The sequence below is a fragment of the Nonomuraea sp. NPDC005650 genome, from assembly GCF_040605375.1.
Classification (GTDB): domain Bacteria; phylum Actinomycetota; class Actinomycetes; order Streptosporangiales; family Streptosporangiaceae; genus Nonomuraea.
On sequence record NZ_JBEXCR010000068.1, the window covers coordinates 1 to 26,876 of the forward strand.

Below are 26,876 nucleotides of genomic sequence, written 5' to 3' on the forward strand. Positions count from 1 at the left end.
CGCCCACTGCTCCGCGGTCAAATCACCCCGACCCACACAAAGATCATCCCGGAGGTGGACCACCTAGGTGATCCACTTCTGAAACAGGCCCTAGTACAGCACGTTGGCGCCCCGCTCGGTCGCCCATTCGTTTAGGCGATCCACGTCTTGGCGAGTCTTCACCATGAAAGCCAGGTGCTGGAGACCTGGCCGGTGGCGGGAATAGTCGCCATCCTCCAGTGCCGGATAGAAGAACAGGTAGGTGCCCGGCTTGCCGCCTGCTGGACGGTAGGAAAACTCCTCATCTGTGGCGAAGAAGCTCTCAAAGCCGACCAGGGGCATGAACTCGTCGTAGTACGCCCTAGCCTGAGCAAGTTCTCGGACATTCACTCCAATGTGACCAAGGGGCATCCTATGATCTTAGGCGGTCCGTGGGGCAGGATCACAGGGCGGCATCATGGAGACCATAGGGCGAATGACCACGACGTTCGCCGGGGTTTGATCATGCACGCGGGTGGTCGCCCCCAGCGTTGGTCGCGTTCGCTGCGGATGCAGGCGCTCTGACCGACTCGACCATCCCGGCCCCCTCACCTCGAATACGATCAGATCGCTATCGAGTCTGCGAGCCTCGACGCGCTGGGCTTCCACACCCGCCGCTACCGAACGGCAAGCCCCTGACCATGCCGAGCCGCCCGAAGAGCTCGCCGCATCCGGGATGGCAGGCCGGGCGCTACCCGGCCGCGTCCACAGCGCGGCTCTTCCGCGTGTACGTGGACTTGGGGCATCGCCGGCGTGGCCTGGCCCGCGCGATGGTCCCCTAGGCCCGCCACTACGTCACCGCCAACGGCAGTTACCGAGCCCTGTACCTGCACACTGACCCCCTGGTGGAGGGGGTGGAGAAGTTCTGAAGCCCGTGTTCGATGCCCGCGACGGCGACTCGGAGCAGTTCCAGACCAGGCATTTCGAGATCATCTTGTCGTAGCGGTCCGGTACGCTCACCGCCGATCAACTTTGCGCGAGAGGCTGCAGATGTCCCGTCTCCTGGCCATCCTGGCGGCCACCGCGCCGACCTTCTTATCCATCCTGATGCTCCGCAGCTTCGGCTGGTTCGGTCATGAGCCGCCGCAGCTGGATCCGCTGGAGCTCGCGATCGGGGTGGCCTACGGCTACGCCACCGACTACCTGCCGGTCCTGCTGGCGTTCCTCGCGCTCTGGACGCCGCGGTGGTTTCCCAAGGTCGGCGCGATCTCCGCAGCCGTGGCGCTGGCGCTCACGGTGTCGGCCCTCGTGGTCTCTGGAACCGGCGGCTTCGGCCCGCAGTTCGGCTTCATACTGGCCTGCCAGGCGATCGCCGTCGTCGCCCTCCTACGGACCCGCCCGGAGCAGCGGGTGCCATGGCCACGGGCGGTCATCTGGAGCGCGGTCGTGCTGATCGCCCTCGGCCGGACCTTGGTCAGGAACACCCCCACCAGCGACTTCGGCTGCTACGTGGACATGAAGGGGACATGGTTACTGGCCTTCTTCCACCTCGACACCGCCCATGGCCTCTACTACTGGGTCGCGGCCGCAGCGATCGGTGCCGTGCTCTCCGGGTATCGGGCCGCACCGCTCTGTGGGCTGGTGCTGCTGGTGCCCGCACTGTTCGAGCCCGCCGCCTGGCTCCTGTCCAACGCGCCGCACAACTGCTCCAGCCCTCTGGAGCTGTTCGACTGGCCGTACCTGATCGCGGGGGTGCTGGCATTGACCTCCCGCGCTCGCCTGCTCAACCGGACCTAGCGAAGTTCCGCCTCCTGGCCATCAAGGCCGCCGCCGCGCCTCCTGTACTCGCTGTATCCCGGTGCCTTCTGCGGCTGGGCTCCGGCCACATGGCCCTGCCCGACCCCGCACCAGCTCGCCATACTCGGCCTGGTCGTCAACGCCGTCGCGCTGGGGAACACCCGCTACCTGTCAGCGGCCGTCGGCCGACTCCGTGACGACGAGGACGTCGCCCACATCAACCACCTCGACCGCTCGGCGAAGTCCCCGACCTGCCCGTACGGCCAGTTGATCCCGGTCCATCCGTTGGGGCATAGGGTAGGCCGGATGGGGCTGCAATTCGTTCAGGTGAATTTCAAAGCTCGCGATGACGCGACGCTGGGCCGGTTCTGGGCGGAGGCGCTCGGCTGGGGTGTTTCCAGCGAGGGACCCGGTGTGACCAACGTCGAACCTGTGGGCTTCGTGTGGCCGGACCCCGTCGCCGTCTGCGTCGATGTCGTCACCGTCCCGGACCCCGAAACGGTGCAGTACCGCGTGCACCTCGATCTCGCCACCACCTCTGAGGCCCATCAGGCGGAGTTGGTCGCGCGCCTCCAGGAGCTCGGTGCGACGCCCGCCGATGTGGGTCAGGGCGACGTTCCGTGGACGGTTCTGGCCGACCCGGAGGGCAACGTGTTCTGCGTCCTGGAGCCTCGGGAGATCTACCGGGACACCGGGCCGATCGCCGCGGTGGTCGTCGACTGCGCTGACCCGCGGGCCATGGCCCGGTTCTGGGGCGAGGCGATGAACTGGACCCTGCACGAGGTGACCGACGATCACGCGAGGCTGCGCTCCGCCGAGGGCGTCGGGCCGTATCTCGAGTTCCTCCGAACGCATGACGTGAAGACCGTGTGGAACCGCGTCCACCTCGACCTGCTGCCGTATCGCGGTGACGATCAAGCGGCGGAGGTGGCCCGGCTGCAGTCCCTCGGCGCGACGCTCGCCGATGTCGGCCAGGGCGACGTCCCGTGGATCGTCCTCGCCGACCCGGAGGGAAACGAGTTCTGTGTCCTCCGTCGTCCGGCCTGACGCGGAGCTTCCCTACCTGCGGGTCGCACAGCGGAGAGCCAGTACTTGATTGCCACCCCACCGGTATCGGTGAGTACCGCGTGCGCGCGGAGGAGGCGTTGCGCCGTTGCCGGCTCGTGCCATCGCGCCCGATGAGCGCAGCCCCGTGGAGATCGTCCTGACCCGGCCAGACGTCGCCCCGTAGATTGTCGCCGGCTGGCACATCGACGGCGTCCCCCGCCCAGGGCATCAGCGGGCCTGCCGGCGAAGCTCCTAACAGTCGCCGGCAGGCCCGGTCACGTGACCAGACGCAGCCAGGCCGCCGCGAGTGCGGCGTGACCGGCCGGCGTCGGGTGCACGCCGTCCTCGGCCCAGTACTCCGGCCCGGTCGTCGCAGCGAGTTCGGCGAACATGCTGTCGGCGGGAAGCAGCCGGGCCCCGTACTTGTCGGCGAGATCGTGGACGATCTGGATCTTCGGGTTCAGGTCGGCGCGCCATTCCTTGCGTTCCTCCTCACCGATGAGGGCGCGCGCGACACCGGCCTCGACGACGCCGCCGATCGGCAGGAGGAACGGCTCGATGAGGATCAGCTCCGTGCCCGCCTCGGCGAGGGGCGCGAGCAGGCGGTCATAACCCGCTTCGAACTCCTCCACGGGGATCACGTACCCCTTCGGGTCCAGCGTGTGCCAGCCCATGTCGTTGACCCCGGCGAGGATCGAGACCACGTCCGGGCGCGTGTCGAGCACGTCCGCCTGCCATCGGGCTTCGAGGTCCATCACCTTGTTGCCGCCGATCCCGGTGTTCAGCCAGGTCACGGGGCGGTCCGAGTGCCGCAGGCCCCACTCGCCCGCGATGTGCAGCGGGTAGCCGAACCCGAGGCCGTGCTCGCTCTGCAGCCGTTGGCAGTCGGTGATCGAGTCGCCGGTGAACATCACGGTGCTGCCCGGTCGGAGGGTGATCGTCATGTGTGCTCCTTGAAATCGGTTCGGGGAAGGAAGACTCACCAGTCCTGGGGGACGGTGTCGTGGACGGGAGTGGCCGCCTGACCCTTGGCGGCGGACCGGGTGCGGGCGATCCCCCAGCTGACGAGGGCCGCCGCGACGGTGGTGAGGGTGAGGCCCGCGACGGTGACGGCCTGGTGGAACTCGCCGGTCTGCCGCGGGCTCCAGTGGGAGGTGGCGATGTGGCCGGTGAACAGGGTGGCGAGGATGGTGCCGGTGACGGCGATGCCGGTGCCGGAGGCGACCTCGGTGGCGGTGTCGACGAGCGCGGTGCCGATTGTGGTCCGGTTCTCGGGCAGGCCGCGGACCACGTTGAGCCCGGCGACGACGCCGACCACGCGCATCCCGGCCGCCACGAGGACGAGCGCGATCGCGACCCACAGGTAGCCGAACCGGCCGAGCAGACCATAGACGGCGAGGCCGGACACGACCGCCGCGGCGCTTATCCATGCGGCCCGGTCCAGGCCGACGCGCTGCACGAACGGGTTGACGAACGCGCTGCCCGCGATGAGGACGACGACCTGCGGCAGCATCCCGACGGCGGCGAGTGCGGGCGTCCAGCCCCAGTCGAGCTGCAGCTGCAGCGTCACCATGTAACCGAGTCCGGCGGTCGCCAGCCCGGTGGCGGCCTTGTATGCCAGGCCGCTGGAGACCAGAGGGAGGGCGAGGAGCTTCAGGTCGAGCAGCGGATGGCGGGCCAGGCGCTCACGCAGGACGAAGCAGATCGCCGTCACGGCGGCCGCGGCGGTGGCCGTCCAGGGCGCCCATGAGCCGGCGCCCTCGTCCACGAACAGCGTCGGTGCGAAGAGCGCGAGCACGATCGTCGCCGTACCCAGCAGCATCCCGGGGACGTCGAGGGGGTCGCGGTGGAGGCCTGCCGGGTCGTCGGCGTCGATGCCGGACCGCACGCCGAGGAACGCGAGCACGGCGATCGGCACGTTCACCAGCAGCAGGACCTGCCAGGGCGCGATCGCCAGCGCCAGGCCGCCCGCCGTCGGGCCGATCGCGAGCCCGACCAGGCCGACTGTCGAGATGAGGGTCAGCGCGCGCACGCGCAGGCCGTCCTCGTCGAACAGCCGGAACGCCAGCGCCATCGATCCCGGGGTCGTCATCGCCGCGGCGACCCCCATCGCCGCCCGGACCGCGATCAGCTGCTCGGCGGTGGTGACCACGGCGGTCGCCAGGCTCGCCACGCCGAGCAGGACCAGCCCGATCAGCATGATCCGCCGCCGGCCGAACCGATCGGCGATCGCGCCGAACGCCAGCATCAACCCGCCGAACACGACCGCATAGACGCCCGTCACCCATTGCAAAGCGGTCGTCGAGGCGTGCAGCTCGCGTCCGATCACGGGCAGCGCGACGTTCAGGATCGAGTTGTCCAGCATCTCGAAGAGGAACACCGCCGACAGCCCCGCCAACGCGACCCACGCCTCCCGCAGCGACCGAGGAGTCCGGCCAGGCCGGCCCGCAGCCATCTCATTCATGGAGGACGCCCTTCACGTCGCGATCCCGGCGGGGACCCTGATCGGCGCGGCCCGGCCGCTGGCGCGGGCCGGCCATCTCCGCCCTTGTACGGGACGCGGTCGCGGTGGCGCGTGGCTCGCTGGGGCCCGCTCCGGCGACAATGACGGTTGTCTGCTCGAAGGACATGCCACTAGGTTATGTGACTAAATTAAGTGACACAAGGAAGTGAGGTCGGGATGCCCAGGACCGGAGCGCGAGGCGGACCGCAGACGCGCGCGAAGATCTCGGAGGTCGCGACCCGGCTGTTCCTTGAACGCGGATTCGACACGGTCACGGTCACCGAGGTTGCGCAGGAGGCCGGGGTCTCGGCCGTGACGGTCTTCAAGCACTTCCCGCGCAAGGAGGACCTCCTCCTGGACCGCGAGGTCGACGCCGTCGAGCTCCTGCGCTCAGCGGTACGCGACCGCGCCCCGGACGCCGGAGTGCTCGAGTCCCTGCGCGATACGGCGTTCCGTCTCCTCGATGAGCGGCACGCCCTGTCCGGCCTCAAGGACGGGTCCGCCCCCTTCTTCCGGACCGTCGCGGCCTCACCCGCACTGGTCGCCCGCGCCAGGGAGATCGCCTCCGACCTCCAACGGACCCTCGCCGGCGAGCTCGAACACGACCCGGCCTTCGACGGCGACGCCCCGCTGCTCGCCGCCTTCTTCATCGCCGGCTACACCACCGTGCTGGTGGAGACCGCCCGGCGCCTGATCGCCGGAGAACCGGCCGACACCATCGCAGACGACCACCGCGCCCGCCTGGAGCGCCTGTTCGACGCCCTCAGCGGCGGAGTCGCACCCCGGCCGTGAGGATCACCGCCGCACCGCGCGCGGTGGCGCAAGGCCGCACGCCTGGAACTCAGGTGGAGGTTCGACGAGGAGATCCGGCTGACCGGTGCGAACCAGACGCCCGCCGGGGGCTGGGTGTCTTCGAGGGCTTTGCGGACGACGCCAATGGAGACTTTGGCCCCGGCCGCTATCGTGCGGATGGATTCTCCGCGCTGGCGGCGGGCGAGGATGGCGGCGCGTTTGTCGTCATCTACCACGGAGCGTCTTCCTCTGACGTAACCGCCTTTGCGCGCTGCTTCGAGACCTTGCGGGCGCTCTCGGGCACTGCGCCGTTACTGGCCAGTAGCATCCCGATCGGTTCCTTGCCGAGGACGTGGCCTGCCTCAGTACGAGCTCAGAAAGATGATGCGCGACCGCTGTCTGACATGTGATGATCAGCGCCCACCTCGGGAAGGAACTTGAACGATGATCATCCGGGAGTGCCGCGAGGACGACCTTTCCTTGCTGGAGCACCACATCCCCTCGGGCCGCACCCGCATTCATGAAGCCCGGTTCCACCGCCAGCAGCAGGGGCTGAGCACGTTTCTGACCGCCTGGATCGACTTCGTCCCAGTGGGGCACGGAGAGATTCGGTGGCGCGGATGCGCGGCCGCCGAAGTGCGCGAACGCTACGCCAACTGCCCCGAACTCAACGGCCTGGCCGTCTGGCCCCCCGAACGACAGTCCCACGGCATCGGCACCGCCATCATCCACGCGGCTGAGGCTACCGCCGCTCAACGCGGCGATCACCACATCGGCCTGGGCGTGGATGACCACAACCTCCGCGCGGCTGCGCTCTACCTCCGGCTCGGCTACTAGGAAACCGGCTGCCGGTACCTCGACCGCTACCACTACATCGACGACCATGGCATCCGCCACGAAGTCGCCGACCCATGCCGGTTCCTGATCAAGCCGCTGCAGACTACCGGATGACCGACAGTTCTCGAGTTGAACTCGCTGGATCTTCTTCACCAGGCGCGCGATCGTACCTGGGATGACAACAAGTTGTTTCGAAGTGGCGTCCAAGCGGCATGAGCCTTCTCGCAGCCGGTACGGGTCTCGCCATGATGGTCGGACTCATTGGCGTTACGCCTCCGGCAATCAGAGTGGGATCGCCTATGACCTCGGTGGTACGGGTGACCATGGGTTGAACGAAGGGACTGAGGCGGGGATTCGTAAAGTTGTGCGGAAGCTACGGCTCGGTAAGCCTTTGATGCTGGAAGCATCCGCGAGAGAGAACGAGACAGCGAAGGTCAAGCGGCTGCGAGTGCTTGCCGGGCAGGGATATAACCCGGTGGTGGCCGTCGGTTACATCTACGGTCCCGCAGTTCGAAAGGTGGCCGCCGAGTTTTCGCGCGTCAAGTTCGCCCCGGTGGACGACGGGTCGTCCGTCAGTGGGAGTAACGTCACCCACCTGGTGTTCGCCGAGAACGAGCAGGGGCTTCTCGCGGGCGCCGTAGCCTCGACGAAGCGCATCGACTTCCTCGGCGGTGCCGAGGAAGTCGATGGTAAAGCGTTATCAAGCGGGTTTCATGGCAGGGGCCACGGCTGTTGATCCGTTCGTCACTCCAGAGACTTTGTATTTGACGCCGTCGCGCGACTTCAGTGGCTTCAATGATCCGAAGAAGGGCGCGTCCGCCGCCCAGGGGCTGATCGGTCGGGGTGTCGATGTGATATTCGATGTCACAGGCGATTCCGGATCCGTTGTTCGACGGGCCGCCACGAAGGCTGGTATCGGGGTTATCGGGGCAGATGTGGATGCGGCGAGAAGGGTGCCAAAATTCGAGGCGAGAGCCGTTTTCGTCTCTGCGGTGAAGTGTGTCGATGTGGCAGTCTTCGATTTCCTCAGTCGCTTTGCCGCGGGGAAGGTGAAGGGCGGAAAGGTGGTTTACGGGATGAAGAACGGCGGAGTCTGCGTCACGGGGAACTGCCCGGAGCTCGACGAACTCACGAAAAAGGTCGCCGCCGGTGAGATCAAGGTGCCTGCGCCAGCAGTGAGCCCCTCTCATCCCAGGGCCGGAGCGTTCTCATGGTGTGATACCACCTAGCTGAAGGCTGTCGATGGGATGGCTGTGGTAGCGGTCAGCGGATGCGATCAATCACACGTTGCTCTGAGCGATGCAAGTCGAGCCGGTTCTTCGGCGACGGCGCACTCGGCGATCACGTAGCGGTTATCTAATACGGAGACCAAAGAGCCGCCACGCCCCCATCGCGCTACGGCTGGCTGGGTACACCGCACAGCGCCCCACCGACACCCTTTCCTGCCTGATCCTCATGGGCGTACGGGTGTACAACCCAAGCACCAGCCGCTTCTTGCAAGTAGACGCAGTGTTCGGCGGCTGCGCCAATGCTTATGACTATTGCTCGGCGCATCCGATTAACTGCCGTGACTTCCACGGCAAAGCCGAATGCGAATGGTTCGCGGTTTGCAACTTCGTGTTCACGATGATCGAAGAGGTTCTGGCCATGGCCTGCCGCGTGCGCGGATTGGCCTACCTCGTCTGCAAGGCCCTCGTCGGCGACACTGAGCTGTTTTCATCCTCAGTGGGGAGCCTGCTGATCACAGCATGATCGCGAGTCCGGCGTTCGCCTGAAGGCATAGAGAAACCCCTGGTAGACGGGTGGATCACCACAATCAACACCGTCACCACCAGGAGCTTCGGATGCTGTTCTACCGTGCTGCCGTCGATTTGTCGCGCTCAACGCTGAACTACGTGGCCGGAATCATCCGTCGCCACCGCAAAACCATCCGCTCCACCTGGCGGCGACTCACTCCCACCCAGCAAGCCCTGCTGGTGCTGGTCTACCTACGCAAAGGTGAGACGTTCACCGAGCTCAGCGCCGGATTCGGTGTCTCGGTGGCCACTGCCTGGCGGTACGTGGAGGAGACCGTGAGCCTGCTGCGAGTCCGCGCCCCCAAGCTCGGCCGCGCCTTACACAAGGCCGCACGGGACGGGCTGCACTACCTGGTGCTGGACGGCATGCTCATCCCCACCGACCGCGTGCGCGCCGACCGGCCGCGCTACTCGGCCAAACACCGCATGCACGGCATGAACATCCAGGTCATAGCCTCCCCAGACGGCACGATCATCTGGACCTCCGGCTCACTACCGGGCAGCACCCACGACCTGACCGCCGCCCGCATCTGGGGCATCCTGCGCGCGCTGGAGCAGGCCGGCGTCCTCACCCTGGCCGACAAGGGCTACCAAGGCACCGAAGGCCCGATCGCCACGCCCTACAAGGGCCGCAACAAGCCCGCCTCCCAGAAAGCGGCCAATCGCGCCCACGCTCGGCTTCGCGGACCCGGCGAACGCGCCAACGCCCAGCTCAAGAGCTGGCGTATCCTCCGCAAGCTCCGCTGCTGCCCACACAAGGCAGGCAAGCTATGCAAGGCCATCGCCGTCCTGCAGAACTACGAGTTCACCCGAGGATGAAAAAGCCTCACTGTCGTAGTGACCAAGTATCTGTATGAGAAATGGAACGAGGACGTCAATACTAATGGCGCAATGCTCCAATTCGCGCAGGGAGCAACAGAAGCGGCAGCGTGAGAGATAATCACCCGAGTCATGGCCAGGCCGACCGCAGGAATATTCACCAACAAATAGGCAATCAAAACTATAGGCGCGGACGCAGCCAAATAGACGAACGGGATATGAAATGCTTTGGCGGTTTTTTGACAAAAGCAACAAGGTCGATATTGAGCGTGTGATAGTTGTGCTTATTTATAGGGCACAACTGCAAATTAGGAGAGATTCGGGAGACCTGAAGCGTGGAGAGGGTGTTTCTCGGGGTGAATCTCAACTAAAGCTTGAGCGCATATATTGGCTCTCAGACCTATGTCACAGTATAGCTGGGCCGTTTAGCTTTTCCTCTAAGAAGCTTCGGCGGGAGCGCCTATATCAGAGCCTTGCGTGGGCCTGGGAGGTTTCGCATTCCGAGCGGCGGGCTTGGATGGTGGAACACTTCGAGGAGATTCCATTTGATTATTCTGTGCTAGAAGATCGCGACCTTGGTCAGTCGTGAAGATCACTTTAAGGAGGTGTCGAACTTCGTTTGACGGCTACAGCGACCCTGATCGTTTTTTGACGGCTACGGTTCGGACAGGTCGTTGAGGGCGCCTGACATGCGTTCGATCGCGTCGCGGTTGGAGGCGGAGTCGGCCATGGGCGTGGACGTCCACCGCCATGGAAGCCAGTCCTGGCCACGCTGCACGACCAATGATCAGTCAGGAGCCCGTCATGACCACGTTCGAACACACCCTTGCCAGAGCCCTGACGGAGTTCGTGTCGTGCTCACGTGCCGGGATCGGACATGCCGCGCTTGTCACGGGCGCTCAGACGCATTGCCTGAACCAGGAGCGCTGAAAGAATACCCGCAATGAGAGATACAAGAAAGCCGGCCTCGCCCCCTGACAGATCGATAAAGATGCCAGAAATCGAGTTCCCCGCAGCTGAGCCGCCAATCATCGCCGAGGTCACCCAAGCCATTCCTTCCGACAGCCTGGAGGCAGGCACAATTCGCTCAACACGGCTAAAAGTTGCAATAATGGCAGGCGACATTCCGAAGGACACTGCACACAGAACGACCGCTAGCATTCGGCTGTCGGAAACAAATAAAAGGGGAGTTATTGCGGCCACCGTGACGATCGTGCCAGCTTGCAGTTGTCGGTAGTTGGACATTTTTCCTTTGAAGGCGCCAACGGCCAGCGATGCGAGAATGGAGCTGCCGGCCATAATCGCCAGCAGGAGCCCCGAAACGCCGCGGGCATCGTGTTCTGACGTGAACGCAACGACGGTTACGTTGATGCTGCCGAAGATCACACCCAGTCCGCCTGCCGCTAGGCACAGCATGATCAGAGGAGTCCGCGCGAACTTGTCGCGCTTGGCCGTTTGGCTGGGACTCCGAACCGGAGGCTCTGTTCGGCGCTGCAATGATAGAAGCGCGGTGCCCCCGAAACAGGCTGCGATCGCAACAGCAAGCCCGGCGACCGGGGACACTTGGACTGCCAGAAAAGCCGCCAGCGGCGGGCCTGCAACAGCGCATATCTCCTCAAGAGCGGACTCGAGCGCGAATGCGGTGCGCAGTTTCGCTTTATCTTTGATGAGGTTGCTCCACCTTGCTCTCACATAAGAGCCCACGAGCGGAGAGGTGGCCCCACCCAGTGCAGCGCAAAGCTGGGGAATGGGCAAGGCTGCTCCAAGGACCACTGTCGCTACCATAGCCAGCTTCGCCAGCAGATTGATGATGCTCAAGGGAAGAAGGACGGCGCGCTGCCCGAGCGTGTCAACAAGTCGCGCTTGCAAGGGGCCGCCGATGGCAGCCATAAGCACATAGGCGGCCGAGACGGATCCAGCTACAGCATATGAGTTATGAGTTTCGGTTAGGAGAAGGAGGAGGCTGAGGCTGGTCATGGATGCTGATATGCGGGCCAGCCACCCCGAGCCAGTAAATGCCAGAGCTCCTGGCACAGACAGAACTTCTCGGTAATGACGCAACAAGGGTCGTTCCCACCACCATATAGATCGCCAGCATTGGACCGAACCCTACCTCTCGGGCAGGTGGGAGCCGTCTGCTCACTGGCAACGATCGCGCGGGGGCGAAGAGCGCACGGGTTCCAGGCCGAGCTGAGTCGTGCGTGCTTGCACGGGTGAGGTGAGGTTGAGTACGAGGTCGCCCATGCAGTGGCATGACCTCTCGGCGAGCCACCTAAGCGGCATCTGGGCCTGCCTACTTGCCTTGTGTGCCTGACAGGCCTTCAAGCCGCTGACCATCTAGTTCGCTTGACAACCCTATATAACGATTGTGGCGCCGGATTACCACCACCGATACTCACGGCCGAAGCGCCCTCACCGCTCGCACAGGGACTTGAGGGTGTCCGCGGCCGCTTTCCACTGTTCAAATGCTGCGTCGAAGACGTTAAAGTCCTCCTCGGCCCCGCTGCCGCTCCTCAACCGGCGGTTACCGAACAAGTTCGCAGTATGGCTCGTCGATCTCAACAAGAAGCGGTAAGAGCGATCCGGATGAGGCGACCTAGGTGAGTTGAACAGGCCACATCCGCACTGTACCCTGAGCGGGCGGGTGGAATGACATAACGCTCCACCCGCCCCTTCCCTAACTTACAAAGGCAGACCGGTGAAGAGATTTGGTCGATTTTTCGTTCTCGGACTCATTGTCGTTGTTCTGTTGGCTATCTACGCCGGTGTGCTGATGCTTATCTCGTTAGTCACTCGGTGGGACCTGGAACGCGCCTTCTGGTTCGGCCTGATGGGCATCTTCTCATTGGGTGTGAGTTTCTTCCTGTTTCTTCGCTCCACAAAAGGCAAAAGCAACAAGTAATGCCTTCGCGCGACACCGAAGCCCGGCCCGATCGATCTGGGCCGCCACCGCTGCTGATAGCCGGCGAGGAAGCCGATCTATCAACGTTCCGTACATGGACTTACAGGGGTGTGGACGCGAGCATGCCGAGCGCTGATCCGCGATCACTGGAGCGTCGAAGCCTGCACGACATCCGCGAATACGCCTCCAAAATCCGGACCGGCACCGCACCCCGGATCATGGCCAGCCTCCGCAACCTCGCCATCGGACTGGCCCGCCTGATCGGCTGGACCAACATCGCTGCCGCCACCGACCACTACCGCAGCCACCCCGCCGACGGACTCCAGTTGCTCGGTCTCACAACATGAGAACGCTTCGCCCCTGCCTCTCATCCCCGGCGGCGGAGTGCCGGCTCACAGCGTGATGACGTAGCACGGCTCCTGATAACCACCACGACCTTCAGATGTACACGCCCGAGTCGAAGCCGAGCCGCAGCCAGTCCTCTTCCGAGGCCGGGTCATTGCCATCTTGGGACACGATGCAGGTCACGTCGATGTCCCACCGGCCGTCGTCGCCGACGACAACTTGGTCGGCGCCTGCGGCACCTCACACACCTCCGGCCCGGCGCCCGGCCGCCGCCGACATACCGGCCATGCCCGTCTGGGCCATGACCGCGCTCGCGTCCTGCCCGACAAGTACGCCGGTCTCGACCTGCATCAGCTGACTCACTCCGCCGCCACCCACCTCGGAGAAGCCGAAGCCCCCTGCAGCTGATCATCGGCAAGACCCGCTGCAAGAACGCTCGCACCGCCATGCGCTGTCTCAAACCCGACACCGAAGCCATCGTCAAGGTCCTGGGGCCCCGCCGTCGTACTCACTGAGCGCATCGACCGCCTCTCACAGCACGTTGTATGGACGGGCTGCGGTTCTCGACGGTGTCCAGGGCGGTCGCCCCGGGGGGCCGGGACACACAGGCTCCAGGGTGCTCAACGCCGTCACGTACGCGCGAAGCGGCTCGGGGGCGTGCTTCCGGACGGGTCCGCCCGGTCCGAGCGCCCGACCAGCCGCCGCGGTGCCGAGCCTGTCCGAGTCTGTCCGAGTGCGGCCGAACCCCTGTTGGACAGCGGAAGCGCGGGTCTTCACTGACGGTGACGCGGCGGTGCGCCGCACGGACGAAGGGACCTGTCATGATCGACAACGAGCGCAACGAGCCGTACGAGCCCCCGCAGATGCTCGAGATCGGCGAGTTCGGGCAGCTGACCCGTGGCTACGGCATGCTCAACATGGACGGCATCTACTACTTCAAGCTGTGATGAGGCCACCATGCCCATCGAGTCCCATGGAGTCCGGTACGGGTCCGCACATCCCTGGAGAAAGGCACCAGGCATGGTCGGCAACGAGCCGTACGAACCCCCGCGGATGCTCGACGTCGGAGAGCTGACGAGCGGTACAACCGGGCCGCGGATGGACCTGGTCCACTACTACCGGTAAGGCAGGGGTCCGGTGCGCAAGCTGAGCGGCGAGGAGTTCGTGGTGCTGCCCGACAGCGCCGCCGGCGAAGCCCTCGCTGAGGCGCTGCACGGCGCGGTGGTGCTGAGCTACGCGTCCGGCCGTCCATGTCTGCTGGCCGCCTCGCCCGGCGAGATCGTCCACGCGGACGCGGGCCACGCGCGGCTGGCGGTGATCGGCACGTGCCCGGTCACCGCCGGCCGACTCCGGCGGATGGCGGCACGACTCGGGTGCCTGGCGGACGCAGACGGAGTGGCTGCGGCGTTGCCCGGCAGTTTCCATCTGGTCGCGGTGGTGGGCGGGCAGGTCCGGGTGCAGGGCACCGCTTCGGGCATGCGGCGGGTGTACTACGCGCGGGCCGGCGAGGCGGTGGTCGCGTCCGGTCGGGCGGCGGTGCCGGCCGCGCTGACACGGGCGGCGGTGGATGAGCAGGCTCTGGCGGTGCGGTTGCTGACGATGGTTCCGCCGGCGCTGGCCGAGCCGCTGTGGGAAGGGGTCGCCATGGTGCCGCCCGGCGAGGCGGCCCACATCGACGCGGACGGGGTACGCCTGCGCGCCTGGTGGCGGGTGCCGGAGCCGGAGACACCGCTGCAGGAGGGGGCTCCCGTGGTGAGGGCGGCCCTTGAGGAGGCAGTGGCCGCCCGGATCGGCGAGGGCGCGGTGGTGGCCAGTGACCTGTCCGGAGGGCTGGATTCCACGCCGGTCAGCTTCCTCGCCGCCGCGGCGGCCGGGGAGCGGTCGGCGAAGCTGATCACGTTCGTACTGGCCATCGACGATCCCCAGCATGACGACCCGGAGTGGGCGGCCCGGGCGCGGGCGCATCTCCCGGGCGAACACGCGGTGGCCCGGCCGGGTGACGTGCCCAAGTGGTTCGCCGGGGTGGCCGAGGCCGTTCCCGGGCTGGACGAGCCGACGCGGTGGCTGCGCGCGCTGGCCCGCGAGCTGGCGAGTTCGGAGATGCTGGCTGGGCGGGGAGCGGGCGTGCGCCTGACCGGGCACGGCGGTGACGAGGTCGCCCTGCTGCCCGACTGCTACCTGTACGACCTGGCCCGTCGCCACCCGGCGGCGCTCTGGCCCCACCTGCGCGATCAGCGGTCCAGGGCCCGGTGGCCGCTGCCGGCGTGCGCCCGCGCGCTGGCCGACCGGCGTCCCTATGCCGCCTGGCTGGCGGATCAGGCGAAGACGCTCGGCGCGCCGCTGTCCCGCTTCCGGCCGGACTTCGGATGGGAGCAACCGCTCCGCATGCCTGACTGGACGACCGAGGCCGCGACGGACGCGGTCCGCCGGCAGCTCGACGCGTGCTCCGCCGAGCCGTACTCCCCCTTGCGCGCCCAGCACCAGAGCCTGTCGAACGTCCGTTCCATCGCCGCCTCCGTCGACGGCGTGCGGACCCTGACGGGCCGCGCGGGCGCCCCCGTGCACGCCCCCTATCTGGACGACCACGTCGTCGCCGCCTGCCTGGCCGTGCGGCTCGACCAGCGGGCGGTGCCCGGCGCCTACAAGCCGCTCACCCGGGCCGCGATGCGCCCGGTCATGCCGGCCGAATGCATGGAACGCACCACCAAGGGTGAGTTCTCGGCCGACATCTACCAGGGGCTGCGCCGCCACCGCGACCAGCTCCTGACCCTGCTCGACGGTTCGCTGCTGGTGGAGCGTGGCCTGGCCGACGCCGCCGCCCTGCGCCGGGCCTGCGTGCGCACCCCGGTCGAGGGCGGGCCGGGCGTGCTGGCACTCGACGTCTTCATCGCCGCCGAGAACTGGCTACGAGCCCTTCTCGCCTACCCTGCCCAGGAGGAGTCGTGCGCGTGAGCCTTCGCCCCGGCGTCACTCTCACCCCGATCGACGAGGTCGCCGTGCTCCTGGACGAGCGCACCGGCCGCTACAGCCAGCTGAACGCCACCGCCGCACTCGTCCTGCGCAGCCTGCTGGCGGGACACGGCCCGGATGAGGCCGCCCGCGACCTCGTCCGAACCCATCCGGCCGCGACGCCCACCGCAGAGGCGGACATCGCCGCGCTCCTGGCGCAGTTGCGCGCCGCGAACCTGATCGTCGACCGGGAGCAGCCGCGATGAGCGTGCCCATGGTGCCCGCCGACCGGCCCGGCCTGCCCTGGGGCCGCCGCCTGCCGGCGCTGGCCGCCGTGGCCGCCGCGCACCTGATCGCCCGCCTGCCGCCGGCCCGCATCCGCGCGGTGCTCACCTTCGCCCGCCGCGGCGCCGCGGCGGCCACCGCCGAGCAGGCCAGAGCGGCACGGGACGCGGTGCTCGCGGTCAGCCTGTCGTGCGCCGGGGAAGGCTGCCTGCCCCGCTCCATCGCCGCCGCCCTGCTGTGCAGGTTGTACGGATCCTGGCCCACCTGGTGCGCGGGCGTACGGGTCCATCCGTTCGGCGCCCATGCCTGGATCGAGGCCGACGGCCGTCCCGTCGACGAGCCGCCCCACCGCTATCGGGTCACGATCGCCATCGCCCCGGACGGAGAGCTTCGAAGATGAGGGCCTCCCGGACCACCATCACCATGACGACGCTCACACCTTGGCGATCAGTCGTCAGGCCGCGGCACGTTTCCGCCGGAACGGCTCCCCGATCGCCTGGTGCGGCACGATGGGCCTCAACACCTTCGAAGGCCGCCTGTCCGCGGGAGGTCAGCTCAATAGACGCTCCAGTTCTCCTTCTGCGGCGGATAGGCGAAGGTCTGGGTATCGGCCCAGTCCTCCCCGACTACGCGGTAGTCGTGCGCGGCTTCGCTCGCGGTGTGGCGGCGGCCGATGTCGATCCTGTCCGCGACCGACCAGACACCGTTGACCTTGTGCTCCACGGTGTAGAGAAACTCGTTGAAGCCCGAGGAGGACACGCACGTGTTGACGATCGTGAGCGAACGTCGTCCCGTCGTCAGATTCGGCGGGAGGGTGACGATCTGGTTTCTCCACTTGTAGATGCCATCCTCGAGCAGCGGTCGCCATCTCGCGGCCGGGGTTCCGTTCACGGTGATGGTGGCATCTTGCAAGCCGACGCCTACATCCAGTCGGCGGATCAGTCGTACGCCCGTATTGACCGGATTGACGGTCACGGTAAACCGGCTCGACCCTCCACGAGGGAACGCACGACCATCGTCACTGACGATGTGGGCGGAATCCACAATGTGGTCAGGTACCCCTTCGGACGCGCTGCGTTGTGGCGTCATCCTCTGAGCGACGATGACGCTCAGGGCCACCGCAGCTGTCGGCACGGCCACCGCTGCGAGCAGGGCGGCTCGGCGCCAACGCCGGCGGGGAGCACGGGTCGTCCCCGTGTTTGTGGTCAGGACCTGGGCGGCGAGCGGCGTGCCGTCGGCGGACTCGACGCCGCGATCCTCCTTGGACCCAGCGGGCAGCTGGCTGACACGCACCCGCTCCCACGCCCGTTCCCACGCCGGGAGCTGGTGGTCGGGGACGCGGCACCCCCGCAGGAAGGCCACCATCACCGCCTTCTTGGGGAAGCGCCGACCGGCCAGCATGTCGGCGCAGGTGGTGCGTGGCAGCCGCGTTCCGCCCGCCCTGTCCGCCCGCGTCTGAAGCTCCCGAAGTGACACGTCGGCTCGCGCGAACTGCTCGGCCAGCAGCTTCACCAGGCCCTCGTGACAGGTCACCGACTCCAGTCCGCCCTCTCCTGCAGGCCGAGGGTGTTGGTCGCCTTGGGGGGATTTGCTCATCTTTTCCCAGACCCTGCCCTCTCCTGCCCCGGCCGTTCGGCCTCACCGGCCGCGTCAGACAGTGTACGAGCGATCGCTGAACGTGTCCGCATCCGGTGATGCCGAGTACAGCCGGGACTCTGTTGGACACTCCGCGGGTGATCGGGCGAGCACGCCCGCTGCACCACGAGGCGCCGGCGTGTCCCTGACTTCCAGGTCCACGGGAAAGGGAGGCGGCCTCCTGCGCGGCGACGCTCAATCGCGCCGGGTCTCCGCCGGACACGCGGTTCTTCATGACATGTCCGCTCGTGGTTGGGCGGAAGGTTCAGCGGCGTGAGCTGCCCGAGGTGCCCGAGCGATGGCCCGGGAGTTTCGTCGTCGAGCTCGACGAGGCGATGATCGGCCAGATCCTGCTCAGGAGAGCAGCCGGGCACCGTCGCCCGGCTGCCGTGGGGAAGGCCGATCTCGGTTACCTGTTCCTGCCGAAGTTCTGGGGGCGAGGGTACGCCGCCGAGGCGTGCGCGGCGGCACTCGACTGGTTCGACGGCGTCCTTCCCGGCGAGCCGGTGATGCTCACCACCCAGAGTGCCAACGTCGGCTCGATGCACCTCGCGGCAAAGCTGGGGTTCGCCGAGGTCGAGCGGTTCCAGGCCTGGGACGCCGAGCAGTGGCTCGGCCTGCGGCCCCCGGCCACGTGATGGGGCTACGCGATTCTGGCTCTGACGCTTTCCCCGGATGCTGTTGGTGATCTTCACGATGGTGGCAGGTCGAAGAGAGCGAGTCGATCGTCTGACCGGCTGACGCTGGTTTGGTCAGCCGATCCGCTTCAGTGCCTGGGCCAGGCCGTTCAGCCCGATGGGTCCGAGGGCGACAGCATCGGTGTGCCAGCGTTTGAGATCGAACCCCGGCTGCTGCCCGGCTGTCTGGCGGGCGGCCAGCCAGGCGCGTTCGCCGAGCTTGTAGGAGATCGCCTGGGCGGGCCAGCCGAAGTAGCGCACCACCTCAGGACGGACCCGATGGGGGTTGGCGCGGCCGCGCTCGCTCAGCACCTGACAGGCTTTCTCGAACGTCCATCGTGACCCGTCCGGTAGCGGCAGGTCCAGGTGGATGCCGATGTCGATGACCACGCGGGCCGCGCGCAGCGCCGACCCGGCCAGCATGCCCAGCCGAGTGCCGGGATCAGCGAACCAGCCCAGCTCGTCGGCGAGCCGTTCGGCGTAAAGAGCCCAACCTTCGCTGTGCCCGCTCACCCGGGAGGTCTTCGCGAACCGCGACAGCGTGTTCCCAGCGGCCATCACGGCACCGATCTGCAGGTGATGACCGGGTACGCCCTCGTGGAAGACGGTCGTCAGCTCACGCCAGGTCGCGAACCGCTCCCGTCCTCCCAGAGGCCACCAGGTGCGGCCCGGCCGCACCAGATCCTCTGTTGGCGGAGTGTAATAGGGGGACCCGGAGGTCGAGGCGGAGGCGATGGTCACCTCGACCTTTCGCAGCGGCTCGGCGATGTCGAAGTGTGTGCCGTCCAGTGCGCTGATGGCCCGGTCGTGCTGGTCCTGCAGCCAGCCCCGGTAGGCGTCCACTCCGACCACGCAGTGGCTCTGGTCAAGGAGCGTGGCCACCTCCTCCCAGCTCGCGCCCGGGCGGATGCGCTCGATCTCGCCGGCCATCTCCGCTTCGATCCTGTCCAGCTCGGCCCAGCCCCACGCGTAGGCCTCGGCCGGGTCGATGTCGACGCCGAGGCTCTGCCGGGCTGCCACGGCATAGCGTTCGGCCCCGACCCCGTCCCGCTCCGTCGCCCTGGGCGCGTAGTCCGTACGCAGGTAGCGCGCGGTCGCGGCGTAGGCCGCGTGTGCCGAGGCCGCCGCCTTGGCGAGCTCTCCGGCCAGCCGACCGTCGCCATAGGACATCACCAGGGCGTCGTGAACCCCGGCGAAGCGCTCGGCCTGGATGGCGGCCTCCAGCGCCTGCCTTCGAGCCGCCACCAGGCCCTTCTCCAGGCCGAGATCGAGGCTCGTGCGCCAGCTCGCCAACATCACCGGCACGGCTGCCAGGCGGGCGGCGACGTCGCGCCACTGATCATCGTCGCCACGTGGTAGCAGGTCGACGCTGTCGCGGATGATGGTGACCAGCCCGAACTGGCCGCGCAGCATGCGCAGTGGCTCCCCGCTCGCATGCCAGTGCGACTGGGCTTCCAGACGTTCCCGAAGGTGCGCGGCGGCGTGCCGGTCGGCTTGTGAGGTCACGCTCAGCTCGGCAAGCTCGTCCAGGGTTCGGCGGATCAGTTCGGCGCGGGCGGCATGGCCGGCTGGGCTGTAGTCGGTGGCCGCCACGAAGTCACCAGCGACCCCACGGACTCCCATGCTGATCGGATCGAGCGCCGCCGAATTTCCGACATATTCCTCACAAAGCTTGAAAATCGGTGTCATCTGGTCACAGTAACCGGGCCGTGGGGTGTCACCGATGAGGCGCGTCGACAGCCTCGCGCGGGGAACGGCCCAGAGGTTGGGTGAGTCTTGATGCGCCAGCCGATCCGCTCGAGCCGTCGTTCGAGGTCCAGGATGATCGCGCGGAAAGGCAAGAGGCCGGCTGCTCACTCCCAGTCGACCTCGCGCAGCGCGGCCACACCCGCGTCCGGGTTGACGATTACCTCATCGTCACCGTCCTCGTCGGCCAGCGAGAGGATCCGGGGAGACAGCTCGATCAGCGAAGCGATGAAGGCCCGCCAGGTCTCCTCGGACAGTGACGACTGGTCACGGGTGATCAGATCGAGAATCTGGTTCGGGGAGTCCTCGAAGGAGATGGAGAGCCGCGCCAGGTGCTCCGCGGATTCGAAATCGAATCGGATCACGTTGACGTTGGGCAGATGCCTGATCCGGAGCGTCGCGTCGTCGTTCTGGAACGTGTGGTCGACCCAGCGCCACCCCTCGCCGCTTTCGGATCGCCATCCGCGGCTCTCCAACCGGCCCTGGATGTCGTCGATCTGGTCACTCTGTCCGGGCGATGTCGTCATATCCAGATACTCTGACCGAAGTAGCGGACAGGTCGCTGCCGTTACCCCGGGCAGTTCCGGGGGCCGACGCTCTGTCCTGCGCCGACGATGGTGACCTTGGCAGGGCCTTCCAGGGCCGTGACGGCGGCGGCCGTGCACACGATCTGCCCGACGGCCAGCGTGGACAGTTCGCCGGCCGGAGTCGACAGGGTGACCTCTACGTGGCCGGCCGGTGCGTCGGTCACCGAGAACGGGCCGGCTTCGAGCGGGACTTCGGTGGTGAATCCGCGCTCTTGTTCGCTCGCGGTGGGTCCGTCCGCCAGCAGCGCGAGCGTGGCCGCTCGGAACATCGGACGATCACTGGACCGCGTCACCGCGCTGAGCCGGCCGTTCTTCACCAGGAAAAGGGTGATCTTCGTGGTCGGTGCGACGCGCCCGCTCGGCGGGTTGCCGACCCTGATGACATCGGTGGGGCGCACGCCGCAGCCGGCCGCCGCGACGAGCGATACGAGGCCCGCGGCGAGCACGCGACGGGCGAGGCCGGTCCTCACTCGGGGCCTCCGTCCGGATCGGGTGCCCGGCGTGGCAGGCGCAGCGTGAACATGGCGCCGCCGTCCGGGGCGTTGGTGACGGTGAGGTCGCCTCGGTGCAGGCGCGCGTTCTCCCGCGCGATGGCCAGGCCGAGGCCGCTGCCCTCGGACCTGGCTCTGGCCGCGCTGGCCTTGTAGAACCGGTCGAACACGTGCGGCAGCACCGCTTCGTCCAGCCCCGTTCCGTGATCGCGGACCTCGAGAGTGATCCAGTGCGCGTCGGCGGAGAGCCGTACCGACACAGGTGGTTCGCCGTGCCGCAGGGCGTTGCCGACCAGGTTCGCGAGGATGACGTCCACCCGGCGCGGGTCCAGCCGGGCCGTCACCGCGGGTGGCAGCTCGGTGTGCACCGGCTCCGACCAGCCCCGGGTACGCAGGGTCGAGCGCACCAGCTCGGCCACGTCGACCTCGTTCAGCACGAGGGCCGCGACGCCGGAGTCGAACCTGCTGATCTCGATGAGGTCGTTCACCAGAGCGGTGAGGTTGAGCGTCTCCTGGCTGACCAGCCTGGCGGCCCGGCCGGCGGGTTCGGGCAGCCCGGCCGCCTCCTCCTCGAGGACGTCGGCGACCGCGGTGAGCGCGGCCAGCGGGGTGCGCAGCTCGTGGGACACGTCGGCCACGAACCGGCGGGCGTCGGCCTCCATCTCGCGCAGCTGCTTGACGTGCCGTTCCAGCTCCGCGGCGGTGTTGTTGAACGTACGTGCCACGTCGGCCAGCTCGTCGGAGCCGCGGACCGCGATCCTGGTCCGCAGCTCGCCCTCGCCCAGCAGGCGTGCCGCCCGGCCGAGCTCGCGCACCGGGCCCAGCACGCCACGGGTGGCCAGCAACGCCAGGAAGACCGCGAACGCCAGGGCCGCCCCGCCGGTGAGCCAAGCGCGTGCGGCGAGCCCGTCGATGCTGCTCTGTTCGGAAAGCAGGCTGCGCGCGGCGTAGACCTCGATGCCGGACACCCGCGTCGTCCGATCCTGCTCGATGATCAGCAACGGCGTGCCGATGATCAGCCAGGGCGTGTCATCCCGCACCACCCGCTGCCACGCGATCTCGCCGCCGGCCACCACCCGCCGCAACTCCGGTGAAATCACCCCGAGATCCAAGTTCAGCACCCTGCCGCCCGGCCTCCCGAGCCCCTGCGGGGCGACCGGCGAGCGCGTCTCGCGGTAGACGGCGACCGCAAACTCCACGCTGTTCTGGTCGGGCACGGCGGCGGCGGCGATGTCGTCGAGCTCGGCCGGGCCCGGCGTCGCACTCCGCAACGGGTAGAGCGCCTCCATGCGGCTTCTCATCGTCTGCACCGTGGCATCCTGGGTCCGCTGCAGGATCTCGCTGCGCGCCTGGACGTAGCCCCCGCCCGACACCGCCGCCGCGGTGACCACACACAGCAGGGTGAACGCGAACAACAGCCGGGCACGCAGCCCCAGGCTCGGCCGAGGTGTCACCGGCGGCTCACACCGGCCCGAACCGGTACCCGAACCCGCGCACCGTCTGCACGTAGACGGGCGCCGCCGAGTCGTCCTCGATCTTCGCGCGCAACCGCTGCACGCACGCGTCCACGAGACGCGAGTCGCCGAAGTACCCGTGCTCCCACACCGACTCCAGCAGCTGCTGGCGGCTGTGCACCCGGCCTGGCGTGCCGGAGAGTTCGAGCAGCAGGCGCAGCTCGGTCGGGGCGAGGCTGACCGGCACGCCGCGGTTGGCGACCACCAGCCCGGCCCGATCGATGGTCAGATCCCCGTACCGCTCCAGCTCCGCCTGGTCCCGGCCGATCCGCCTGAGCACCGCGCGAATGCGTGCCTCGAGCACCCTGGGCTGCACCGGCTTGACGACGTAGTCGTCGGCGCCCGCCTCCAACCCGGCCACCACGTCCATGTCGTCGCCGCGCGCGGTCAGCATGATGATCGGCACCTCCCTGGCGGCCCGGATGCGGCGGCAGACCTCGAACCCGTCCATGCCGGGCAACATCAGATCGAGCACGACGACGTCGGGAAGGTCCATGCGCAGCCGGTCCAGCCCCTGCTCGCCGGACTCCACCGCGCGCACCCGGTGCCCGTGCCGGGTCAGGGCCAGCTCAAGGCCCTCCCGCACGGCCGGGTCATCCTCGATCAACAACACTCGCGACACGCCGCCGAGTTTCACAGCACGCTCCGTAACTCACCCGCCGGTCAACCCCACCCACTGTAGGTCAGCCGTGTCCCCGCCTCGTCCGCGCCGTGTCATGGTTGTGTCACGGCCGCGCCGGAGGTCCCTCGGGCCGGCCGCCGTCGACAAACGGTGACATTCGGCGGACGACGCGCGCACATTCGGCGCCAATCGTGGTTCGTCATGGACGAACCACGCACCATCCCATCTCGGCCCCGCGACCGGCTGTACGCCGCGGTCACGCTGGTGCTCGCCGTTCTCCTGCTGCCCGCGGCGTTCGCCCGCCATCCCGGCCGCGCCCGAGAGCTGGCCTGCCGCTGGGCGTTGCGGCTGCGATTCCCCGCCGAGGACCTCAGCGGGCTCACCGACGGCGCCATGGCGGCGTTCACCGCGGCGCGCACCAGGGCTCTCTGGCGTCACGGCCAGCTCATCGGCCTCACGTCGGGATACCGAGATCCCCTTGTCCAACAGCGGATGTTCGACGAGGAGGTGCGCCGCTCCGGCTCTCCGGCCTCGGCACGCATGCTCGTGCTGCCGCCGGCGGAATCCAGCCACGTCAAGGGCATCGCCCTGGACGTACGCCCCCACGAAGGCGCGCGCTGGCTCGAGGAACACGGCGCCCGGTACGACCTCTACCGCATGTACGACAACGAGTGGTGGCACTTCGAGCACCGCCCGGACCGCGGCGGCACGCCACCACGACGACGACCCCACCCCGGCGTGGGCCACTGATCCATCCACGGATGTTGCCCGAGAACCGGACCGACAGTCCGACGGAGAGGGGGAAGCGGTATGTCATCGGGGAGTGACAACCAGTCCGGATCGCTGGGACGGCGCCTGCAGGCAGCGCGCGAGACGGCGTTCGTGGGGCGGGAGGAGGAGCTCGCGGTTTTCAACGCGGCGTTGTACGGCGGCGGCTGCAGCGTTCTGTACGTGCACGGTCCCGGCGGCATCGGGAAGTCGGCCCTGTTGCGGCGGTTCGCTCACGAGGCCGCGGTGGCGGGGCGGCCGGTGTCCATGGTGGACGGACGCATGCTGGAGCCGGCGGCGGCTGAAGCCGAGCCGGTGCTCCGCGATGCGGACGCGGTGCTGCTGGTCGACGACTTCGAACGCGTTCAGGGCTTGGAGGGCTGGCTGCGCGAGCGGTTCCTGCCGAGGGTGCCCGAGGGTGCGCTGGTGGTGATCGCGGGGCGGAACCCGCCGGATATGCGGTGGCAGGCGGATCCGGGATGGGCGGGGGCGCTGGCGGTGCTGCCGCTGCACGACCTGCGGGCCGCAGACGCGCAGGCCCTGATGGACGCCTCCGGGGTGCCGGCGGAGTTGCGCGAGCCGCTGCTGGCCTTCGCCGGTGGTCATCCGCTGGCGCTACTGCTGGGGGCGGCCGTGGCGGTGAAGGACGGCGGGGCCGGCAGGCGGTGGACGCCGAGTCAGGACGTGGTGGCCACGTTGCTGGATCAGCTGGTCGGCGAGTTGCCTTCGGCGGCGCACCGGCATGCTCTGGAGATCTGCGCGCATGCGTACAGGACGACGGAGGACCTGCTGCGGGCGGCCCTGCCGGAGGACGCCGGGACGTTGTTCCGGTGGTTGCGGCGGTTGCCGTTCGTGGAGTCGAGCAGCCGTGGGCTGTTTCCGCATGACGTGGTTCGGGAGCTGCTGGAGGCGGACCTGCGATGGCGGGATCCCGAGGGGTACGCGGTGATGCACGGCCGCATTCATGCGCAGCTGGCGGACAGGGTGCGCACGGCGGGCGATGTGGACGTGCCCGGCGCGGTGGCGGCACTGCTCTACCTGCATCGCGGCAACGAGGCGCCGGCCGAGGTCCACGGCCGCCACGACGAGGGCGAGTTCCGGGAAGAGGCGGTGCGGGAGGAGGACGTCGGCACGCTGCTCCGGGTGGCGACGGCGGCGGAGGGTGCGGGGTCCGCGGGCTGCGCCGCCTTCTGGGCGGAACGTCAGCCGGAGGCGTTCCGGCTGTACCGACGGACCGAAACCGGCGAGCCCGTGGCCTTCTCCGCGTGGTTGCGGCTGGCTGAGCTCGATGAGGAGGAGCTGACGGCCGATCCCGTCGTGGCCATGGCGTGGGCGCATGCGCGTGCCACCACGCCGTTGCGCGTCAGCGAACATTTGGCGGTCAGCCGGCTGTGGGTGCTGCCGCCGTATCGCGGGAACTCGCCGGTGATGGATCTGATCCAGTGGCGGGTGATCGGCAATTGTCTGCGGGCCGAGCGGCTGGCCTGGTCCTATATCGAGGCACGGCATCGGGTGGAGCACTACGGGATGCGCGACATCTCCGAGCGGCCGGGGGATGACGCGTACGCGCTGTTCGTCCATGACTGGCGCGCGGTGCCGGCGCGGGCGTGGCTGGAGCGGATGAACCGACTGCGCGTCGCGGGGCCCGCCGTCGGCCCGGGTGCGGCGACGGCGAAACTGGCGGTGCTGTCGCAGGCGGAGTTCGCCGAGGCGGTTCGCAAGGCGTTGCGCCAGTTGTCGCGGCTGGACGCGCTGGCCGCTTCCCCGCTGACGCGTACCAGGCTGATCGCCGAGCGGGCCGGGCAGAGCCCGGCCACGGCGCTGGGTGACCTGCTCCGCCAGGCGATCGACGACCTGGGTGAGGATCCGCGCTCGGTCAAGTTCCACCGGGTGCTGTCCGTCACCTTCCTCCGCGGCGCGCCCACCCAGGAGCTGGCCGCGGAGCGACTCGGCCTCCCTTTCACCACCTACCGCCGCCATCTGACGGCCGGCATCGAACGGGTCTGCGCCGACCTGTGGCACCGGGAGCTGTACGGGTCGGCTCCGCCGCCGTGAACGAACGCGGCCGAGGGCAGGTCAGCCGGCAAGCGCGAAGCCGGCCGCCGCCTCCGCGTGCAGCCGAGCGCTCGGCAGCACCGGGACGGCGCTGTCCTTCTCACTGATCAGCAGCTCGATCTCCGTGCAGCCGAGGATGACGCCTTCGGCGCCGTCGGCTGCGAGATCATCGATGATCTGCGCGTACGCGTCCCTGGACGACTCCCGGAGCACCCCGCGCACCAGCTCGTCGAAGATCACGCGATCGACCAGCTCCCGCTGCTCACGCCGCGGGACGACCACGTCGAAGCCATGGGCGGCCAGCCGCTCCCGGTAGAAGGGCTGCTCCATGGTGACGTGAGTGCCCAGCAGACCGACCTTGCGCATGCCCCTGGCGCGGACCTCTGCGCCCACGACGTCGGCGATGTGCAGCACGGGCACGCTCACGGCCCGCTCCACGTCGTCGCTCACCCGGCTGAAGGTGTTGCTGCAGACGAGCAGGACCTCGGCGCCGATCTCCTCCAGGTTCCTGCCCGCACCGGTCAGCAACGTACTCACCTCGTCCCAGCGGTCGGCGAAGATGAGGTCCTCGACGGTCGTGTAGTCGACCGACCAGATGAGGCTGTTGGCGGAATGGCTGCCGCCGAGCCGTTCGCGTACCCGCTGGTTGATGATCTGGTAGTAGATCACCGTCGATTCCCAGCTCAACCCGCCGATGAGACCGATAGTGCGCATGGAACTCCGTTTCGCCAGCTTGTGCCGGCAGGCTAGA

28 protein-coding genes are annotated in these 26,876 nt (G+C 67.9%); 16 read left to right on the plus strand and 12 right to left on the minus strand.

Annotated elements, in window-relative coordinates:
- Nucleotides 1-90: 90 nt before the first annotated feature.
- Nucleotides 91-390, minus strand: coding sequence for a VOC family protein (locus ABZS69_RS61175; protein WP_355392362.1), 300 nt, complete (start codon nt 388-390; stop codon nt 91-93).
- 618 nt (nt 391-1,008) lie between these two features.
- On the opposite strand from ABZS69_RS61175, the gene ABZS69_RS61180 reads away from it, so the two are divergent.
- Complete coding sequence (locus tag ABZS69_RS61180; protein ID WP_355392365.1) at nt 1,009-1,755, plus strand: hypothetical protein; 747 nt, start codon at nt 1,009-1,011, stop codon at nt 1,753-1,755.
- 306 nt (nt 1,756-2,061) lie between these two features.
- Nucleotides 2,062-2,802, plus strand: a complete 741-nt coding sequence (locus ABZS69_RS61185) for a VOC family protein (RefSeq protein ID WP_355392368.1) — start codon at nt 2,062-2,064, stop codon at nt 2,800-2,802.
- Nucleotides 2,803-3,077: 275 nt separating this feature from the next.
- On the opposite strand, the gene ABZS69_RS61190 is transcribed toward ABZS69_RS61185, so the two are convergent.
- Nucleotides 3,078-3,746 carry an SGNH/GDSL hydrolase family protein gene (locus ABZS69_RS61190; protein WP_355392371.1) on the minus strand — a complete coding sequence of 223 codons (669 nt, stop codon included), beginning with the start codon at nt 3,744-3,746 and terminating at the stop codon, nt 3,078-3,080.
- Nucleotides 3,747-3,781: 35 nt separating this feature from the next.
- Nucleotides 3,782-5,266 carry an MFS transporter gene (locus ABZS69_RS61195; protein WP_355392374.1) on the minus strand — a complete coding sequence of 495 codons (1,485 nt, stop codon included), beginning with the start codon at nt 5,264-5,266 and terminating at the stop codon, nt 3,782-3,784.
- Nucleotides 5,267-5,482: 216 nt separating this feature from the next.
- Between ABZS69_RS61195 and ABZS69_RS61200 the strand changes: the two genes are divergently transcribed.
- From ABZS69_RS61200 to ABZS69_RS61225, 6 genes are all read left to right on the plus strand, one after another.
- Nucleotides 5,483-6,097, plus strand: coding sequence for a TetR/AcrR family transcriptional regulator (locus tag ABZS69_RS61200; protein WP_355392377.1), 615 nt, complete (start codon nt 5,483-5,485; stop codon nt 6,095-6,097).
- Between the two features lie 444 nt (nt 6,098-6,541).
- Nucleotides 6,542-6,934, plus strand: a complete 393-nt coding sequence (locus tag ABZS69_RS61205; RefSeq protein ID WP_355392379.1) for a GNAT family N-acetyltransferase — start codon at nt 6,542-6,544, stop codon at nt 6,932-6,934.
- A 175-nt stretch (nt 6,935-7,109) separates the two neighbouring features.
- Nucleotides 7,110-7,670 (plus strand): BMP family ABC transporter substrate-binding protein, encoded by a 561-nt coding sequence (locus ABZS69_RS61210; protein WP_355392382.1) that lies wholly within the window; start codon nt 7,110-7,112, stop codon nt 7,668-7,670.
- The gene (locus tag ABZS69_RS61215) at nt 7,621-8,163 is read left to right on the plus strand and encodes a BMP family ABC transporter substrate-binding protein (RefSeq protein WP_355392385.1); all 543 of its coding nucleotides are present in this window, start codon (nt 7,621-7,623) and stop codon (nt 8,161-8,163) included. The genes ABZS69_RS61210 and ABZS69_RS61215 overlap by 50 nt, the downstream gene beginning before the upstream one ends.
- Before the next feature lie 70 nt (nt 8,164-8,233).
- Nucleotides 8,234-8,686: an RHS repeat-associated core domain-containing protein gene (locus ABZS69_RS61220; RefSeq protein ID WP_355392388.1), complete on the plus strand. Its 453-nt coding sequence runs from the start codon at nt 8,234-8,236 to the stop codon at nt 8,684-8,686.
- 92 nt (nt 8,687-8,778) lie between these two features.
- Entirely contained in the window at nt 8,779-9,549 is a 771-nt protein-coding gene (locus ABZS69_RS61225; protein WP_355392391.1) for a transposase family protein, read from the plus strand.
- Nucleotides 9,550-10,407: 858 nt separating this feature from the next.
- Here the strand turns inward: ABZS69_RS61225 and ABZS69_RS61230 are convergent.
- Nucleotides 10,408-11,583 carry an MFS transporter gene (locus ABZS69_RS61230; RefSeq protein ID WP_355392393.1) on the minus strand — a complete coding sequence of 392 codons (1,176 nt, stop codon included), beginning with the start codon at nt 11,581-11,583 and terminating at the stop codon, nt 10,408-10,410.
- 990 nt (nt 11,584-12,573) lie between these two features.
- Between ABZS69_RS61230 and ABZS69_RS61235 the strand changes: the two genes are divergently transcribed.
- Nucleotides 12,574-12,798 (plus strand): hypothetical protein, encoded by a 225-nt coding sequence (locus ABZS69_RS61235; RefSeq protein WP_355392396.1) that lies wholly within the window; start codon nt 12,574-12,576, stop codon nt 12,796-12,798.
- Nucleotides 12,799-13,036: 238 nt separating this feature from the next.
- Here the strand turns inward: ABZS69_RS61235 and ABZS69_RS61240 are convergent, their stop codons facing one another.
- A complete protein-coding gene (locus ABZS69_RS61240; RefSeq protein ID WP_355392399.1) occupies nt 13,037-13,159 on the minus strand; it encodes a hypothetical protein in 123 nt (40 codons plus the stop codon).
- A gap of 458 nt (nt 13,160-13,617) precedes the next feature.
- Between ABZS69_RS61240 and ABZS69_RS61245 the strand changes: the two genes are divergently transcribed.
- From ABZS69_RS61245 to ABZS69_RS61260, 4 genes are all read left to right on the plus strand, one after another.
- The gene (locus ABZS69_RS61245; protein ID WP_355392401.1) at nt 13,618-13,743 is read left to right on the plus strand and encodes a lasso RiPP family leader peptide-containing protein; all 126 of its coding nucleotides are present in this window, start codon (nt 13,618-13,620) and stop codon (nt 13,741-13,743) included.
- A gap of 190 nt (nt 13,744-13,933) precedes the next feature.
- Complete coding sequence (locus ABZS69_RS61250) at nt 13,934-15,748, plus strand: asparagine synthase-related protein (protein WP_355392404.1); 1,815 nt, start codon at nt 13,934-13,936, stop codon at nt 15,746-15,748.
- The gene (locus tag ABZS69_RS61255; protein WP_355392407.1) at nt 15,745-16,011 is read left to right on the plus strand and encodes a lasso peptide biosynthesis PqqD family chaperone; all 267 of its coding nucleotides are present in this window, start codon (nt 15,745-15,747) and stop codon (nt 16,009-16,011) included. Before ABZS69_RS61250 ends, ABZS69_RS61255 begins: the two co-directional genes overlap by 4 nt.
- Nucleotides 16,008-16,430 (plus strand): lasso peptide biosynthesis B2 protein, encoded by a 423-nt coding sequence (locus tag ABZS69_RS61260; RefSeq protein ID WP_355392410.1) that lies wholly within the window; start codon nt 16,008-16,010, stop codon nt 16,428-16,430. The genes ABZS69_RS61255 and ABZS69_RS61260 overlap by 4 nt, the downstream gene beginning before the upstream one ends.
- Before the next feature lie 155 nt (nt 16,431-16,585).
- Here the strand turns inward: ABZS69_RS61260 and ABZS69_RS61265 are convergent, their stop codons facing one another.
- Entirely contained in the window at nt 16,586-17,542 is a 957-nt protein-coding gene (locus ABZS69_RS61265; RefSeq protein ID WP_355392413.1) for a hypothetical protein, read from the minus strand.
- Nucleotides 17,543-17,913: 371 nt separating this feature from the next.
- On the opposite strand from ABZS69_RS61265, the gene ABZS69_RS61270 reads away from it, so the two are divergent.
- Nucleotides 17,914-18,303 carry a GNAT family N-acetyltransferase gene (locus tag ABZS69_RS61270; protein WP_355392416.1) on the plus strand — a complete coding sequence of 130 codons (390 nt, stop codon included), beginning with the start codon at nt 17,914-17,916 and terminating at the stop codon, nt 18,301-18,303.
- Between the two features lie 114 nt (nt 18,304-18,417).
- Here ABZS69_RS61270 and ABZS69_RS61275 read toward each other — a convergent pair whose 3' ends face one another.
- The 5 genes from ABZS69_RS61275 to ABZS69_RS61295 form a co-directional block, all read right to left on the minus strand.
- Nucleotides 18,418-19,965 carry a DUF885 domain-containing protein gene (locus tag ABZS69_RS61275; protein ID WP_355392419.1) on the minus strand — a complete coding sequence of 516 codons (1,548 nt, stop codon included), beginning with the start codon at nt 19,963-19,965 and terminating at the stop codon, nt 18,418-18,420.
- A gap of 230 nt (nt 19,966-20,195) precedes the next feature.
- A complete protein-coding gene (locus ABZS69_RS61280) occupies nt 20,196-20,615 on the minus strand; it encodes a hypothetical protein (protein WP_355392422.1) in 420 nt (139 codons plus the stop codon).
- 41 nt (nt 20,616-20,656) lie between these two features.
- Nucleotides 20,657-21,145: a hypothetical protein gene (locus ABZS69_RS61285; protein WP_355392425.1), complete on the minus strand. Its 489-nt coding sequence runs from the start codon at nt 21,143-21,145 to the stop codon at nt 20,657-20,659.
- A complete protein-coding gene (locus ABZS69_RS61290) occupies nt 21,142-22,620 on the minus strand; it encodes a HAMP domain-containing sensor histidine kinase (protein ID WP_355392428.1) in 1,479 nt (492 codons plus the stop codon). The genes ABZS69_RS61285 and ABZS69_RS61290 overlap by 4 nt, the downstream gene beginning before the upstream one ends.
- A gap of 7 nt (nt 22,621-22,627) precedes the next feature.
- Nucleotides 22,628-23,302, minus strand: a complete 675-nt coding sequence (locus ABZS69_RS61295; RefSeq protein ID WP_355392431.1) for a response regulator transcription factor — start codon at nt 23,300-23,302, stop codon at nt 22,628-22,630.
- Nucleotides 23,303-23,503: 201 nt separating this feature from the next.
- Here ABZS69_RS61295 and vanY-N point away from each other — a divergent pair, with 201 nt between their 5' ends.
- Both vanY-N and ABZS69_RS61305 read left to right on the plus strand, forming a co-directional pair.
- Nucleotides 23,504-24,052: a D,D-peptidase/D,D-carboxypeptidase VanY-N gene (gene vanY-N / locus ABZS69_RS61300; RefSeq protein ID WP_355392434.1), complete on the plus strand. Its 549-nt coding sequence runs from the start codon at nt 23,504-23,506 to the stop codon at nt 24,050-24,052.
- Nucleotides 24,053-24,112: 60 nt separating this feature from the next.
- Nucleotides 24,113-26,125 (plus strand): ATP-binding protein, encoded by a 2,013-nt coding sequence (locus tag ABZS69_RS61305; RefSeq protein WP_355392436.1) that lies wholly within the window; start codon nt 24,113-24,115, stop codon nt 26,123-26,125.
- A gap of 21 nt (nt 26,126-26,146) precedes the next feature.
- Here ABZS69_RS61305 and ABZS69_RS61310 read toward each other — a convergent pair whose 3' ends face one another.
- Nucleotides 26,147-26,839: an aspartate/glutamate racemase family protein gene (locus tag ABZS69_RS61310; RefSeq protein ID WP_355392438.1), complete on the minus strand. Its 693-nt coding sequence runs from the start codon at nt 26,837-26,839 to the stop codon at nt 26,147-26,149.
- Nucleotides 26,840-26,876: the final 37 nt, after the last annotated feature.